Below are 16,434 nucleotides of genomic sequence, written 5' to 3' on the forward strand. Positions count from 1 at the left end.
TTGGGTTGATGGTCGTAGATGTCGGGGCTTATCCGTCACCACAAAGGGCCTGTCCATGTAACCATGTTTGCTGAAGCGACGAAAACCGTCACACGCTGGACAGGTGCGGCCTCTTGGCAAGACCGCTTGAGAATCCTCTGCAGCTGGTTTTGATTGCACGATCCTGCAACGCGTAATGGAAACAGGCCTATGGTGGACAAGATCACATTCCTGGGTGGGGTCGGGACAGTGACCGGCTCAAAATACCTGATCGAAACACAGGGACAGCGCATTCTGGTCGATTGCGGCCTGTTCCAGGGGTTCAAGCAGCTGCGCCTGCGCAACTGGAAGCCGCTTCCGATCAACCCCGCCGACATAGACCGTGTCCTGCTAACCCATGCGCATATCGATCATTCCGGCTACCTGCCCCGTCTCGTGCAGGATGGCTTTCGCGGAGAGATCCACTGCACAGCCCCAACCAAGGCGCTTTGCGAGATCCTGCTGCCGGACAGCGGTCACCTGCAGGAGCGTGAAGCAGATTACGCCAACCGCAAGGGCTTCTCGCGCCATCACCCTGCGCTGCCGCTTTACACCATGGACGATGCCGATGCCTGCCTGAAGCAGTTCCGCACACACGACTTTTCGCAACCCGTCTCTTTCGGCGATGGAATTGAAGCGACCTTCCTGGAAGCGGGCCACATTCTCGGCGCCGCCTCCATCAGCCTGAAGACCCCGGCGAATACCATCGTCTTTTCGGGGGACCTTGGCCGCTATGACAGCCCGATCATGCATGACCCAGCCACCATCCGGGAGGCCGACTACCTTCTGGTGGAATCGACCTATGGCGACGGCGAGCATTCGGACCTGGATCCCGAGGACATGCTCGAGGATATCCTGAACCGGACCTTCCAGCGTGGCGGGACGGTTATCATTCCTGCCTTCGCGGTTGGCCGCGCGCAAACACTGCTCTTCCATATCAACCGGTTGCGCACGAGCGGGCGCATCCCGCCCCTGCCCGTCTTTCTCGACAGCCCCATGGCCATCGACGCGACCGATCTGTTCGTACGCTTCGCCTCGACGCACAAGCTGACCCATGAAGAAGCCAAAGCCGCCTGCGGCATGGCCAAATATGTCCATGAGGGCAGCGAATCCCAGAAACTCGACAGCGACCTGACACCCAAGATCATCATCTCCGCCAGCGGCATGGCGACGGGTGGTCGCATCCTCCATCACCTCAAGGCCTATGCGCCCGATCCGCGACACACCATCCTGTTTACCGGCTACCAAGCCGGCGGGACCCGTGGGGCGGCGATGCTCGCAGGGGCCACCAAGATCAAGATTCATGGCGCTTACCATCCTGTCCGCGCCGAGGTGCAGAATCTGCACATGCTTTCGGCCCACGCCGACTCCACCGAAATCCTTCGCTGGCTCGGAAACTTCACAAAGGCCCCGGAAGAGGCCTTCCTCGTCCATGGTGAACCGGCTGCCTCCGATGCCCTGCGGTTGCGGATTGTCGAGGAACTCGGATGGGACGCGACGGTCCCCGAACATGGCGAGACGCGAGAGCTTCGATGAGTTCGCAAACGACCAACCGCCTGCAGGCCCGCCGCGTGGGCCTGCTGACGCAACATGAGGCGATTGCCCTCGTGCATACGGACTGTTCCGTCTGCCGGTCCGAAGGGGTGAGCGCCCATAGCCGCGTCACGCTCACTCATAATGGCAAGTCGATTATCGCGACCCTCTATCAGCTTTCCTCGGACCTGTTCGCCCAGGACTCGATCGGCTTGTCGGAAGCGGCCTGGTCGAGTCTCGGCGTTGCAGAAGGCGACGAGGTGCAAGTCACCCACAGCCCCCCGATCGCTTCTCTGACACATGTCCGCCAGCGGATCTTTGATGACGGCCTGACCGACACGCAGATCCGGTCCATCGTCGCCGACATTGTCAGCGGGGTGTATTCAGACATCCATCTGACAGCCTTCGTCACAGCCATCGCCGCCAAACCACTGTCCGACCGGGAGACGGTCTCCCTGACGCGCGCCATGATCGAGACGGGCGACCGGATGGAATGGCCGCGCGCACCGGTCGTGGACAAGCACTGCGTTGGCGGACTGCCCGGCAATCGCACCACCCCGATCGTTGTTGCGATAACTGCCGCCAACGGTCTGCTCATTCCCAAAACGTCCTCTCGCGCCATTACCTCTCCGGCCGGCACGGCCGACACCATGGAAACCCTGACACCGGTCAACCTCGACCGGGCTGCCATGCGTCGCGTGATAGAACAGACAAACGGATGCTTCATCTGGGGCGACAGCGTCCGCTTCAGCCCAGCCGATACCGATATCATCCGCATCGAGCGGGCTCTCAATTTCGACTCGCCCGGGGCCATGATTGCCTCCGTTCTGTCGAAGAAGATTGCGGCCGGCTCGACCCATGTCGTGATCGACATTCCAGTCGGCCCGACAGCAAAGGTCCGCAGCCTTTCCGATGCGAAGGCCCTGGCACGTCTCTTTACCGTCGTCGCCGACTCCTTCGGCCTGAAACTCAGCATAGAGATAACCGACGGGCGCCAGCCGGTCGGGCGCGGAATCGGCCCGGCTCTCGAAGCCCGGGATGTCCTGGCGGTTCTACGCAAGACGAAAGACGCACCCGCAGACCTGCGCGACAGGGCCTTGCAGCTTGCCGGTGCGGTGCTGGAACTGGCAGGCACAGCCGAGAAAGATGCCGGTTATGAGCTTGCTGCCGAGACGCTTGAAAGCGGCAAGGCCTGGGAGAAATTCCTCGCCATCTGCGAGGCCCAGGGCGGCTTTCACGAACCGCCCACCGCAAGATATCAGCGGCCAGTGAATGCGCTGCGGGACGGACGCGTCGCGGTCATTGACAATCGGCGCCTTGCCCGCGCAGCCAAGCTCGCCGGCGCACCGGACGACAAGGCCGCCGGTCTCGACCTCAAGGTCCGCGTCGGCGATACGGTTCGCCAGGGGGATCCCCTCTTCGTCCTGCACACCGAGACCATGGGCGAGCTCACCTATGTGCTGGATTATGTGAACGCCAATCCCGGCATCGTGGAGTTGACCCGTTGACCAGACCACCCCTTCTTTATGCGCTTCCGGGCAGCCACCACCTTGAGCCCACCCTCCGCCAGGCCCTCTCGGCGGATGCTGGTGAGCTCGAGGTGAGCGCCTTTCCGGATGGTGAGAGCTATCTCCGCTTCCAGACGAGCCCGGCCGGCCAGGACATCATCCTGCTGGCATGCCTGAACGATCCGGACGCAAAGTTCATCCCGCTACTTTTCGCGGCGAAAACCGCCCACGATCTCGGCGCCCGTTCTGTCGGCCTGATCGCGCCCTACATGCCCTATTTCCGGCAGGACGTGGCCTTCAATCCTGGTGAATCCGTCAACGCCCGGCATATCGGCGCCCTCCTGTCAGACAGCTTTGACTGGGTCGTGACCCTCGATCCGCATCTGCACCGGCTTTCATCGCTGGCCGATGTATTCACGATCCCCGGCCAGGTCGCCCAATCCGCAGATGCCATTGCCGCGTGGATCCAGAGCCATGTCGAAACGCCAATGCTGTTCGGCCCGGATGCGGAAAGCGAGCAGTGGGTGAGTGCCATCGCCAACGCCTGTGACGCGCCCTATGCCGTCTTCCTGAAGACCCGGCATGATTCCCGATCCGTCGATATCGATGTGCCCTCAGGCCTGTCTCTTTCCGGCTACACCCCCGTCATCGTGGACGACATTGTTTCAACGGGCGGCACTCTGGGCACGCTGGTCTCCGAACTCCGGCGCCGGGAGAGCCCTCCGCCGGTCTGCTGCGTCGTGCATGGCCTTTTTTCGGAAGAGACAGGCAAACGTCTGTCAGCGGCGGGCGCAGGCCAGGTCGTCACGACGACATCCGTGCCTCATCCGACCAATGCCATCGACATCGTCCCCGCGCTGGCCGATGCCACGGACAAAGTCTTCAGCACCCTCAAAGGCTAAGCCAGACAACCAGCTCTCATCAGGACGGTACTTTCGCCTGCGCATCGCGGCGGGCGAAATAATTCCGTGTGTGGCGCACCACTTTCGGCGACAGGATCAGGGCCGAAATGAGTGTCGGAACGGACATCAGCGCAAAGCTCAGATCGATAAAGTTCAGGATGAGCCCCACCGACGAGATCGCCCCGATGAAGATCGTGGCGACATAGATGCCGGTATAGACGGGGATCCGCTTGACGCCGAACAGGAAAGAGAAGGCCTTGGCGCCATAATAAGAATAGGAAAACAACGACGAGACCCCGAAGCACAGGATACAAATGAGAAGGATATAGCTTCCCAGTCCGGGATAGGCCGCCTCGAAAGCACTCGCCGTCAGGGTGACGCCATTGGCTTCTTCCGTCTGCCAGACACCCGTCATGAGGATGGCAAGCGCCGTCATCGTGCAGACAATCAGCGTATCGATCACCGGCCCGAGCATGGCGACCAGTCCTTCATGGACCGGCTCGCTTGTCTTCGCCGCGCCGTGCGCCATGGCCGCTGTGCCGAGCCCGGCCTCGTTCGAGAAGGCCGCCCGGCGGACGCCCAGCAGGATCAGCCCGCCCATCGCACTGCCGAAGGCGGCCTCGCCGCTATAGAAGCTCGCGGAAAAGGCATCCGTGAAAATCAGGCCGAGATAGCTCAGGACCTGGTCGGCATTGAGAAGCAGGATGCCGACGACAGCCACCACATAGATGACGACCATGACAGGCACGAGCAGCGTAGCCGCATGGCTGATGCGCGTCAGGCCGCCAAAAATCACGAACCCGGTCAGAACCGTCAGCGCGATGCCGGTAATGGCATTGGTCAGAAGGCCAGATGGCATGCCGGCCGGCACAAGGGCGATGTCATGAACCGCCTGTGTCAGCTGGTTGGCGTTGAAGATGGGCAGACAACCGGCCATGCACGCCACGCAGAACCATGCAGCAAGTGGCCACCATTTTCGCCCAAGCGCCTCGCGGATGACATACATCGGCCCACCCTGCAGCTTGCCCGCTGAATCCCGGCCGCGATACATGACAGCCAGCGCACAGGTGAAATACTTGGTCGCCATGCCGAGAATGGCCGACACCCACATCCAGAAGACGACACCCGGGCCGCCCATATTGATCGCAATCGCGACACCGGAAATATTACCCATGCCGATCGTCGAGGCGAGCGCCACCGAGAGCGCCTGAAAGTGTCCGATCAGGCCCGGATCATCCGCCTTGTCATGCCGGCCACTCAGGACCTGTGTCGCGAACAGGAAGTGGCGGAAAGGCAGGAGCCGCGAATAACAGAAGAAGAAAAAACCGGACGCCGTCACCAGAAAGACCAGAGGCGCGCCCCAGATCCAGCTGGCGGCACTTGCAACGAGGTCTTCAAGCCAGGAAATCACGGTGTTCGCTCCAGTCCCGCGTGGCGTACGCGGCTCAAGGTGAAAAGGCGCGAATGGACACGATCAATCGCGAGAGGGCCATCCGCGCCTTATGTTTACAGGCTTCCGCTTATTCTCCGTCCTGCACAAGGCGGGCATAATCCCGCTCGGCCGAAACATAAGCCCAGATCGGCCAGTACGATGTGTTCAGAACCCCCTTGAGGATCGACCGAGCCGCATCGTCATCACCGTCTGCGATCATGCCGCTTGCCACCCCATAGGCGACGGTGGCATCGCGGCCGTCCCAGCTTTCGGGTGTGCTCAGATCAATAACGTCTTCGGTCGAAACGACGCCCTTATACATCATCACCCGCTTGTAATAGGGGTAGGTCTCGTCGGCTTCGATATCCGCATCGACAAGCTCCAGCACGGCACTCGCCTTGTCGGGCTGGCCGTTGCGCAGATACGCATTGTACAGCCAGTCAACCGACCCGATCAGCGTGTCATTGTCTTCCGACGTCTTCACGCACCCCTCGAACGCCTCTGCCGAGTTCGCAAAGTCCCCGTTCAGATAGTGGTAGATCCCGATGTGATACTGGATCCAGTGCGCATAGGTACCGTGCGGGTGGCCGCCCTTATACTCGTAGACAGATTCTGCATCAGCCGCCTTCACCAGCGCTTCGGCCTCCTTGAGATCATCATAGGCCTTTTCCAGCTGGCGCGTCGTGATGTAGCGATGCGCCCGGTGACGCCGCAGCTTGTAGGAGTCCTCGAAGTCAGCGATGCCTTGGCTATAAGCCGCAATCGCATCCTGATAGCGTCCGGCTCCAGCCACCGTGCCGCCAATCTCGATATAATCATCCTCGCTCAACTCTTCGCTCGCCTCGAGCCTGGCCAGAGCCTCTTCCGCGGCCGCCGCCTTCTCGGGCGAAGCAGGTTTCCTGTAGAGCGGCTCGCCCAGGAAGGATGTCGCCTCGACCGGCATTGATGCCGCAGCCTCGCTGGTCTGAGCCTCCTGCGCTGTCAGTGCCGACGGTGCCGTGACGCAGCCGGCCAGAATGAAAACCGCAGCGAAGAGTGAGCGTGAATATGTTTTCAAGAGTGTGTCCTCACTTGTCTGATGAAGCGGCGTAGAACTCGACATTGTCGATCTCCAGCCAGAAATCTGTTCCGGGCTCTTGGTGGCGGCCCAGTGTCAGCCGGCGCAAACCGGTCACGTCGAGCGTCCTCGAATCCGCGTCGGCCTCGAATTCCGAGAAGGGAATCTCAATGGTCTGCCAGTCCGCCGCGGTCTCAAAACCGGCCACGGCCTGCCCGGAGAGGTCATCCAGCCTGGCGGAATAGTCCCCATTGCCTCGCGCTTCGAAACGCACGCCATCAAATTCGCTGGCATCAACCGGAACGAATCCCGCCGGCGAGAAAGGCAGGACCGCAAAGGCATAAGGATCGTCCTTCGTCGCCATCTCTGCTGCGAGATGCAGGGCCATGCCCCCTTCGGAACGCTCGATCGTGTCGGTCAAAAGCGTGGTTCTCGGAAAGCCACGCTCAAGGGAATGGCCGCGCAAGGCGTCGTAATTCGTTTTTTCGGGATCCTCGAAATCGTCGATCAGGGCCTGGGCCGGGCGGGCCTCCGGCGCAGCTGGTCCCTGCTCTCCCACAAGCTCGCCTTTCGCAACGACCTGCTTGCCGTCGACAAAGACCTGGTCGATGGCCCGCAACTGGGAAATGTCGGTCCAGGGCTCGCCTTTCACCAGGATGAAGTCGGCGCGCTTGCCTTCCTGGATGCTTCCGCGATCCTCCGAAAGCCCCAGAAGGCCGGCGCTGTGCAGCGTGGCTGCGGTAAGCGCCTGGGCAGGGGTAAGGCCGAAGTCGACCATCAGTTCCATTTCGCGCAGATCGGCTTCACCGAACGGGTTGTTGTCGATCCCCTGGTCAGTGCCCATGGCCACTTTCACACCGGCCTCGAGAAAGGCTTTCATGTTGGCGCGGGAATGCTTCTGGCGCTCCATGACGATGGCGGCCTTTTCAGGCCCCATGGCTTCCATCTCGTCCTCGAACGGCTCATAGACGGTGAGGGTCGGCGTATAATAGACGCCTTGCTCGCTCATCATCTCCACAAGCTCATCATCGGTCGTGCGGTCCTGGATGGCGTGGACAATCCCTGTGACACCGGCCTTGGCCGCCAGTTTTCCGCCATCGACCGTAACGGTGTGAGTGAAGACAGGCAGACCCGCGTCTTCAGCAACGTCGACAATGGCCTTCAAGGCATCACTGTTGATGTCGCTTTCATTGTGGCCGCTGCCATAGCGCCAACCATCGGCGAAGACCTTGATGGCGTCCGGCTTGTAAGTCACCACGTCTTCCGCGGCAGCCTTGGCATCACGCGCAGCAAAGACCGTGCGCGTCATGCGCTGATCGGTCCAGTCCGCCCCGTGACCGAAAGGCACGCCCATCCGGGCGGCGAAGAAGACGTGCGGCGAGATAAGTCCTTCATGATAGGCGCGCATGTCGCCATAGGCTTCCGGCGCGGCGTGGAAATCCGTGGCCGTGGTGACCCCGGCCTCCAGCAAGTCTGTCGCAATCGTCGCCCGGGTCGCCCCGTTCATGCCTGTCCAGTGGGTATGGGTATCGATCAGGCCCGGCAGCAGGCTCAGCCCCTCGCCGTCGATCATCAGGGCCTTGTCCGGCGTTTCGTCAATCTCGTCGGCAATTCGCGCGAACCGTCCATTTTCGACCAGGACATCAGCGGTATAGGGCTCGCCAGAGGTTACGTCGAAAACCTGCACATCCTGCACAAGAACATCCTGCGCACTGGCAATCGCACCTGACGCCATCAGCGCTACCGCCGAAATGGCGCACCGGCCTAGAGATCCAATCATCGTGTCTGCTCCTCTGCGGCTTCACCCGCTCCGCTATACTTCTCACGCAACACCGTCTGGCGATTTTCGAGGGGCTGGCGCTCACCGGAAATGTACAATGCCTCAAGATCGCTCAGCGGCTCGAAGGGATCGCCCGACCAGACGGCAATGTCCGCCACTTGCCCAGGGGCGATCTCGCCATAATCCACGAGCCCGAGCATACGGGCCGGACTGGATGTAATGGCCCGGAGGGCTGTGTCCTTCGGCAGACCATTCGCTGCGGCCAGACCGGCATGATAGCGGACCAGGCGCGCATCGTGGCCGGCACGTGGCCCAATCAGAGCAATCTCGACGCCCGCCTCAGCCAGGCGAACCACGTTTTGCGACGAGGCGAAAACCTCATTGAAATTGCCCGGAAGATTGTCCGCCGGGTTCAGGACCACTGACGCACCGGTGTCTGCAATCCTGTCAGCCACTTTCCAGGCTTCAGACGCACCGACAAGAACAAGCCGAAGGTCATAGTCCGCCGTCACGTCCAGCAACGCACTGATGTCAGAGGCCCGCTGCACCGTCACGAAAAGCGGGACTTCCCCCCGCATAACAGGCACAAGCGCCATAAGGTCGGCAGGGCTCCATTTTACGGCCTTGAAAGCGGAGGCCCGTTCCGGCGATGGGTCCGCTGCGAAACCTGCAGCATCCTCCAGCATCGCTTTCAGCTGCGGGAAGACCGCCCCGCGCCCCTGGTCGGAGCCGAGAAGGTTCAGCGTAACAGCCACCTGCGGCTCGGAAATCGTCTCTCCCGTGGCCGTCGTGCTGATCAGTGCCGCCTGACCGCCGAACGCCACGTTCGCGCCAGTGGCCGCATCGAGCCCCGGCGTCACCACCGCACGGCTGACACCGCCGCTTCTTGCCACAGGGATCAGGGTGGAGGCCGGGTTGATGGCATACTGAATATCGACGCCAGCCGAGAGGGCGGAAGACCGCCCATCAATGTCATTGGCATTGGCGCGGTCATTGATTTCGACGGCGCCCATGGTCGTGCTCGCCACGATGAAACCCGGGGTGATTACCTTGCCAGAGGCATCCACGACCTCGGCATCCGCCGGAATCGTAACCCCCTGCCCGACAGCAACGATCTGATCATCCTCGATCAGGACGGTAGCGTTCTCCACGCCGTTGGCCTGTCCGGCCGTCAGAACCCGGCCATTCGTGAACGCCGTTGTCTGGGCCGACGCGATGGAGACACCGAAGCAGGCCGCTGCAGCGACGAGACTGGAAAAGCGCATCTTCATTCTCCCGAAATCGACTGGCCGGTGAGGAAGTCGGAGTCGGACTCGACCGGCGCTTCATCGTCGGCGCGGCTATAGGCGAGGTCTCCATCGATGAAGACCTCCTCGGCATGCGAATAGACACTGAACGGATCACCGGACCAGATCACGATATCGGCCATCTTGCCGGGCTCCAGCGTGCCGGTCCGGTCGTCGATACCCATCAGTTTCGCGGGCCGGGCCGTGACCCATTTGATCGCCGTTTCATAGGTGTCGTCATACCCGGCGCGCTTGGCCGAGGCGAGCGCCATCGCGGCCTCGATATTCATCCTCTGGATCAAGAGGGCATTGTCTGAGTGAAGGGAGACTGTGACCCCGGCATCTTCAAGCATCGCCACTTCGGCGTCGATGGCATCATAGGCCTCCATCTTGAAGCCCCACCGACGTGCCCAGGCAGCAACGGCGATGTTCTCCTCGGCCAGGATATCTGCGATCTTGTAGGCCTCGGTCGCATGATGGAAGGCGCCGATCTGGAAGCCGAACTCGTGCGACACCTCGATCATCTGCAACATCTCGTCGGCCCGGTAGCAATGCAGAACCGGAATGATCTCGCCGTCGAGGACGCCGGCCATTGTCTCCATCTGGAAATCCACCGGCGGAGCGTTACCTGTCCCTTCAGCCGCGTCGCGTGCATCCCGATAGCGTGTGGCCTCCGCCCAAGCTTTCCTGAATTCGGCAATCACGCCCATACGGGTAAACGGGGCCTGCCCCTTGCCGCCATAGACCTTTATCGGGTTTTCCCCGCACGCCATCTTGAGGAATTCCGGCGCGCCCGGAATGATCATGTCCTGCGGGGAGACGGTCTCGATATTCTTGATGCTGACACCCCGCCCGCCAAACATGTTCGATGAGCCAGGCAGGATGGCGATACTCGTGACGCCACCGGCACGGGCCATATCGAAGCCCGGATCCTGCGGCCAGATCGCATCCCCGGCAGAGACCTGAGCGGTATTGTTCCCGCTCTTCTCATTGAGGTCCATCGTTGTCGGAAGCAGCGGTGTAGGAAAAACACCAAGGTGAGAGTGAGGATCGATCAGGCCGGGGGTGACCCACCGGCCCGACGCGTCAATAATGTTTGCATTCGCCGGAATATCGACGGTTTGCCCAACCGCAGTGATCTCACCATCGTCGAACACGACCGTACCGTTCTCTATCATGGGCGAGGAAGCGGTCAGGATCGTGGCGTTGACGATTGCGGTCGCTGGCTCGTCATCTACGGGAGCTGCCCTTTGCGCGACCGCACATGACGGCGCGACGGCAAGGCATGAAATGGCGAGAACTCTAAGCAGATTGAACATCAATGATCCCGGTATGGTCTGATTCGAAAGCAACAGATCCTCCCCGGGAGGGCGCCCGGGAAGGATCTGGCACAGTCCGCACGCCTAGAAGCGGACCGTGGCGCCGGCGAAGATAAAACGGCCCTGCGTATCGTAGATCTGAGGATACGTGTTGCCACGGCCGTCATTTTCATCGCCGCCATAACCCGCCAAGGAGGTCAGAGGCGGGTCTTGATCGAGAAGGTTGTTCACACCTGCCCGCAGCTCGAGATCCTCGGAAACGTCGTACTGGACAGACGCATCGAAGTAGGAGGTGGCCTCAAGCTTGTTCACTGCGGACGGCGAAACGGAGAACTCGTCGACCGACGAGATGTAGCGCCAGCTCAGCTGGGCCCGCACATTGTCGAGCATCCAGTCTGCGCTCACCCGGTGGCGATATTCCGGCGCCGGGTTGTTACAGGCCCCGCCATGCATGCCGGCACACTCATTGGCGGGCTCACCCGGAAGCGACTGGGTGGAAAGCTCGTCAAGAATGGTCGAGACATAGCTGAGCCGGACATCGCCGAAACGGTCTGCACCGAAGCGGTCGAGGCCGAAGACATAGGAGGCACTCAGGTCGACACCGGAGGTTTTCAGCTGACCGGTATTGATCAGCGCCGTATCGACATAGGCGTCACCGTCACCGAGGAAGAGCGTACCCGACGGCTCCCGGCTGATGAGGCCGCAATAACGCGCATCACCCGTGGTGACACACTGGTTGATCGTCTCGCTCGGCTCGATGGAGCCGATATAATCCTCGACCTCGATCGAGAAGTAATCGACGCTGGCCACGAAGCCCGGCAGGAAGCTCGGCTCGTAAACGAAGCCGGCCGTCCAGGTGTCGGAAACTTCCGGCTCAAGCGCTTCGTTACCCCCCGTCAGAATGTCGATATTGCCCGAGCTGTCGAGAATGGTGCCGTACTGGTCCTGCGTCACACCCGTAAGCGCACAGTCCTCGAAGGACAGGTAGGGCTCCGGCGTCGAGGTCGAGCCGTCAAAATCGCCGGCACACGGGTCCTGAAGGCCGTTCGGCAGCGTGGCCAGATTGCCGAAGTCGAACTCACGCGGGCTGTACAGCTCGATCGGGTTCGGCGACCGGGTCGCACGCTGATACTGGGTGCGAAGCCGAAGGTCGGAGATGGGACGCCAGGCAAGGCCCAGCGAGTAAGTATCCTGGCCGCCAGTCGTGTCGTAATAGTCGGAGTAACGATAAGCGCCCGTCAGGGTCAGCTCTTCGGCGAAGGCCGCGTCCTGAACCAGCGGCGCCTGAACTTCCGCGAAGACTTCGCGCACCGGCACTTCACCGTCGACCGGGGCCCGGACACTGGTCCGCGTGTCTGCGGAGTCCGGAGACAGGGACAGCGAGTCCTTGCGGTATTCGAAGCCAACCACGGCGCCGAAGCCATCCTGAGCGAACGGGCTGACAACGCCATACTGGCCAAGATCGCCCGAGAGGCTGCCACCGAAGACGAACTGCTCGGTTTCGCCAACGCGCAGGCTCGGCGTGGTGACGTAATCATTGGCCTCCGGCGTGATGCCACCAGGCATGAAGACATTGAACGGCACACAGTCCGGGTCCTCGCCGGTCAGAACCGAACGGCAGACCGGATTGCCCGTGGCCGGGTCGGTCACGACATCAATGGAACGCTCGACACGCGACACCGAGATGTCGTTGAGCAGCACTTCCTGATAGTCGACGACCGAATTCTGGACAAAGACTTCATAGTCCCAGCCGCCCATCACTTCGCCCCGGATACCGCCAACGACACGCTGGGTGTTCAGGCCGAATTCGGCGACACGCGGATAGTCCAGGTTACGGCGGCCGATCCGCAGCGGCGCCCGCGGGACACCATTTTCGTCAACGGTGACAACAGACGGGTCACAGAAGGCCGCCTGCATGTCACCCGAGAGGAGCGGATTGTCGCAATTGATGGTCGTCGTGGTGCCTGTCGCCAGGCCGGCCGCGCCGATTTGCGCGTCGGTCTGGTTATCGGCGACGGAGAAGTCGAGGAAGAACTCCATGTCCTCGCGCAGGTCGTAGCGAACGAAGGCACCATAGGTGTAGCGCTCGCGGGGCCGCTGGAGGTAGTTGCCATAAGCGAAGTTGAACGCATCGACCGACTGGTCGTAGGGGCGCAGCTCGCCTGTCTGCTCATCTTCGACAAGATCAAACCCGTCCGCGCCAGTGCGCAGATAGCGCGTATTGGCCGGCATCGAGCCCGAGCCGCTACACGAAAAGTCGGTGCCGCCATCGCGGGTCGAGAACGGGCAGGAGGTGATATCACGGTCTTCCCAGCGGACGGCCTTGTCCTTGGAATAGCCGAAATAGGCGGTGATGTTACCACGCCCGTCATCGAAGTTCCGGCCGGCGATGAGGTTAAAGTCGACCGACTCGCCGTCGGTGATCGAGTCTGCATCCGGCTGGTTATAGTCGGCCAGGACACGCTCAATGTTCGAATTGTTGTTGTCGGCAAAGAAGAGGCTGCCCTGGACATCGGCCTCGAGACCTTCGAAGTCCCGCTTCATGATGAAGTTGACGACGCCGGCGATGGCGTCAGAGCCATAGACCGCCGTGGCACCCCCCGTCAGCACTTCCACCCGCTCGACGAGCTGGGAGGGGATCTGGTTCAGGTCTGCCGCGACATTGATCGGCGAACCGTAGGGAAGCCGCTTGCCGTCCACGACGACCAGCGTGCGCTTGGAACCAAGGCCGCGAAGGTTCACGGTTGCCTGTGCCCCGCTGACGCCTGAGGTGGAGCTTTCACCCGAAAGCGTCTGCGGCAGCGTGCTCAGCAAATCCTCAACGCGCAGGACACCGCGCGCATCGAACTCCTCAGCCCCCAGAACCGTGACGGAGCTGCTCGACGTCAAATTCGGATTGGCGATCCTGGACCCGGTCACCACGACCTGGTTCATCGAAAGCGCTTCGTCCGCGCCTTCAGCCGGCTGCTCGGTTCTTTCCGGCTCGGCCTCTTGTGCCTGCGCGGCCGAGAAACCCGCCAAGGCGAGCCCCAGAACCAGGCAAGACGCTCCACGCGTGAGCCTGTCAACGGCGGAGTAAAACCCGACCAAAGGGCGGCGCAAAAGTAGGCCACTTTGGGGTTGGGCGTGAAGGGCGCATAGAGCGCTGGCGGCCAGTCGACCGCGCTCCCCAAATAGCTGGCGGTTGACTGGCCGCCTTGGCCCGTGAGGGCCAAGTCATGGATTGTCGGTCAGGAGGTTTTGGTGGCTTTTCGCGCCTGGCTTTGGGCCAGGCGATAACTTTCGCCGTTCATCTCGAGGATGTTGACGTGGTGGGTCAGCCGGTCGAGGAGCGCCCCGGTCAGGCGCTCGGTTCCGAAGGTCTCCGTCCATTCATCGAAGGGCAAGTTGCTCGTGATCAGCGTAGCCCCGCGCTCGTAGCGCTGCGAGATCAATTCAAAGAGCAGCTCGGCCCCGGTTTTGGAGAGAGGGACGAAGCCCAATTCGTCGATGATCAGCAGCTTGGCGTTGGCCATCTGTTTTTGGACCCGCAGCAGGCGACGCTCGTCGCGCGCCTCCATCAGTTCGTTGACCAAGGCCGCGGCGGTGGTGAAGCTGACCGTCATCCCTTTCTGGCAAGCAGCGAGCCCCAGGCCGAGGGCGACGTGGGTTTTGCCGGTGCCGCTTGGGCCGAGGGCGATCACGTTCTCGCGCCGTTCGATCCAGTCGCAGCGCGCCAGTTCCAGCACCTGCATCTTGTTGAGCTTGGGGATTGCCTTGAAGTCGAAGCTGTCGAGGCTTTTGGTGGCCGGGAACTTGGCCGCCTTGATGCGGCGCTCGACCATCCGTCGCTCGCGATCGATCAGCTCCAGTTCGACCAGGCGCGTCAGGAACTGGACATGGTCCAAGCCCTCGGCGGCGCATTGGCGCGCCACCTTCTGATACTCACGCAGGAATGTCGGAAGCTTCAGCCTCTTGAGGTGATGCTCCAGCAGGATTTCGGGGGCATGGGTCATTCCGCAGCCTCCGACATCAGGGACATGTAGCTGGCCGCTGAGGTCGTCTCGACCCGCGCCCGTGGCAGGTAGGGGTACACGTCGAGGTCGAGCCGTGGTGGCCGCTTCTCGACCTGACACAGAACCAGATGCTTCACAGCATCAAAGCCGACCGCGCCCATCTTCAGGGCCTGCTTTACGGCGGCGTGTAGCTCCTCCATGCCGAAGGTCTCCAGAAGACGCAGCACCTGGACATACTCGCGGCGCCCTATCTTCAGCATGCGCGCTTCCATCAGGCGGCGCAGCGTGTCGAACTCTTTTGGCAAGTCCCACTCCGCAAGGGGCGCAGCCTGATCCAAAGCATTGATCTTGCGTTCGATCAGCGGGAGGTAGTGGATCGGATCGAACACCATGTCCTCGCGCGCGTAGCACCGCGGATGGCGTGCGATCACGTCCCCACGGCAGCCAATCACCACCTGATCGACATAGGCCCGCACCCACACATCCTGATGGCCATAGGCCACGGGGACCGAGTAATCGTTGGTGTTGTAGCGGACCAAAGACTGGGAGCTCACCCGGCCGCTGGCCTGTGCGCAGGCCTCAAAGGGGGCGGCTGGCAAGGGGCGCATCTCGGCCAGATCCCGCTGCAGGCGCGCGCCGATCATCTCCGTGTGCCCACGCAAGGTGTCGCCCTGACGGGCACGGCACTGCTCTTCAAGGTAGGCGTTGAAGCTCTCCCAATCCGGGAAGTGGGGGATCGGCACCATGTGGTTGCGGCGCACGTAGCCCACCATCCCCTCGACATTGCCCTTGTCATTCCCTTTGCCCGGCCGCCCGTAGCGGTCTCGGAACAGGTAGTGCGACAGCAATCCGCTGAACTGCGTCGCGCGGACCCGTGTCCCATCCGGCTGGATCTTCGAGACCAGGCAACGGTCGTTGTCATAGAGAACCGACAGAGGCACCCCGCCAAAGAAGGCAAAGGCATGCACATGCCCGTCCATCCAGGCCTCCGCCGTCGCCGCCGGATAGGCCCGCACGAAGTAGGCATCGCTGTGCGGCAAATCCAGGACGAAGAAGTGGGCCTTTTGTTCGACACCCCCGATCACAACCAACGCTTCGCCAAAATCGGCTTGCGCATGGCCCGGCGGATGCGCCAGCGGCACGAACATCTCACGGGTGCGTCGTTCACGCTGCCGAACGTAGTCCTTGATAATCGTATAGCCGCCGGTGAACTCGTGTTCCGCCTTGAGCCGCTCGTGGATCCGCTTCGCTGTGTGGCGCTGCTTGCGAGGCAACTTCTTGTCCTCTTCAAGCCAGCCGTCGATGATCTCGCTGAACCCATCAAGCTTGGGACGCTTGATCTCCTTCGTGCGCCGGTATCCCGGCGGCGATGAGAACGCCAACATCTTGCGAACGCTGTCGCGCGATATGTTGAAATGGCGCGCCAGATCCCGCTGGCTCATCCCCTCGCTGCGCGCCAGCCTGACCTTCAGATAAAGTTCCACGGTGTAAATCTCCTCGCCCTCCCTGCTGCCGCAAGAAGGGAAAAAGTGGACGACTTTTACGCCGCCCGCACCGCCAATACGACGGCGCTACCGTGGTCTAATTTTGCACCGCCGTTCTCA

At 61.7% G+C, this 16,434-nt stretch carries 11 protein-coding genes; 3 read left to right on the plus strand and 8 right to left on the minus strand.

Features of this window, described 5'->3' with window-relative positions:
• The first annotated feature begins 189 nt into the window (after positions 1-189).
• The 3 genes from B8784_RS17385 to B8784_RS17395 are packed head-to-tail and all read left to right on the plus strand — an operon-like array spanning position 190 to position 3,961.
• A complete protein-coding gene (locus tag B8784_RS17385) occupies positions 190-1,554 on the plus strand; it encodes an MBL fold metallo-hydrolase RNA specificity domain-containing protein (protein ID WP_084399157.1) in 1,365 nt (454 codons plus the stop codon).
• Entirely contained in the window at positions 1,551-3,059 is a 1,509-nt protein-coding gene (locus tag B8784_RS17390; RefSeq protein ID WP_084399158.1) for a thymidine phosphorylase family protein, read from the plus strand. Before B8784_RS17385 ends, B8784_RS17390 begins: the two co-directional genes overlap by 4 nt.
• Complete coding sequence (locus B8784_RS17395; RefSeq protein ID WP_084399159.1) at positions 3,056-3,961, plus strand: ribose-phosphate diphosphokinase; 906 nt, start codon at positions 3,056-3,058, stop codon at positions 3,959-3,961. The genes B8784_RS17390 and B8784_RS17395 overlap by 4 nt, the downstream gene beginning before the upstream one ends.
• A gap of 19 nt (positions 3,962-3,980) precedes the next feature.
• Here B8784_RS17395 and B8784_RS17400 read toward each other — a convergent pair whose 3' ends face one another.
• The 8 genes from B8784_RS17400 to istA form a co-directional block, all read right to left on the minus strand.
• Positions 3,981-5,372, minus strand: a complete 1,392-nt coding sequence (locus B8784_RS17400; RefSeq protein ID WP_233356216.1) for an alanine/glycine:cation symporter family protein — start codon at positions 5,370-5,372, stop codon at positions 3,981-3,983.
• Positions 5,373-5,481: 109 nt separating this feature from the next.
• Positions 5,482-6,450 (minus strand): tetratricopeptide repeat protein, encoded by a 969-nt coding sequence (locus B8784_RS17405; RefSeq protein ID WP_084399160.1) that lies wholly within the window; start codon positions 6,448-6,450, stop codon positions 5,482-5,484.
• A 10-nt stretch (positions 6,451-6,460) separates the two neighbouring features.
• Positions 6,461-8,230, minus strand: coding sequence for an amidohydrolase family protein (locus tag B8784_RS17410; protein WP_084399161.1), 1,770 nt, complete (start codon positions 8,228-8,230; stop codon positions 6,461-6,463).
• Positions 8,227-9,495, minus strand: a complete 1,269-nt coding sequence (locus B8784_RS17415; RefSeq protein WP_084399162.1) for an amidohydrolase family protein — start codon at positions 9,493-9,495, stop codon at positions 8,227-8,229. Before B8784_RS17415 ends, B8784_RS17410 begins: the two co-directional genes overlap by 4 nt.
• A 2-nt stretch (positions 9,496-9,497) precedes the next feature.
• On the minus strand, positions 9,498-10,835 hold the full coding sequence (locus B8784_RS17420) for an amidohydrolase (protein ID WP_084399163.1): 1,338 nt from the start codon (positions 10,833-10,835) through the stop codon (positions 9,498-9,500).
• An 84-nt stretch (positions 10,836-10,919) separates the two neighbouring features.
• Positions 10,920-13,856, minus strand: coding sequence for a TonB-dependent receptor domain-containing protein (locus B8784_RS17425; RefSeq protein WP_084399164.1), 2,937 nt, complete (start codon positions 13,854-13,856; stop codon positions 10,920-10,922).
• 209 nt (positions 13,857-14,065) lie between these two features.
• Positions 14,066-14,830: an IS21-like element helper ATPase IstB gene (istB, locus tag B8784_RS17430; protein ID WP_084396756.1), complete on the minus strand. Its 765-nt coding sequence runs from the start codon at positions 14,828-14,830 to the stop codon at positions 14,066-14,068.
• Complete coding sequence (gene istA / locus B8784_RS17435) at positions 14,827-16,314, minus strand: IS21 family transposase (protein WP_169712612.1); 1,488 nt, start codon at positions 16,312-16,314, stop codon at positions 14,827-14,829. Before istA ends, istB begins: the two co-directional genes overlap by 4 nt.
• Between the last annotated feature and the right edge of the window lie 120 nt (positions 16,315-16,434).

It is taken from the genome of Henriciella aquimarina, assembly GCF_002088975.1.
In the GTDB taxonomy this organism is placed as follows: Bacteria; Pseudomonadota; Alphaproteobacteria; order Caulobacterales; family Hyphomonadaceae; genus Henriciella; species Henriciella aquimarina.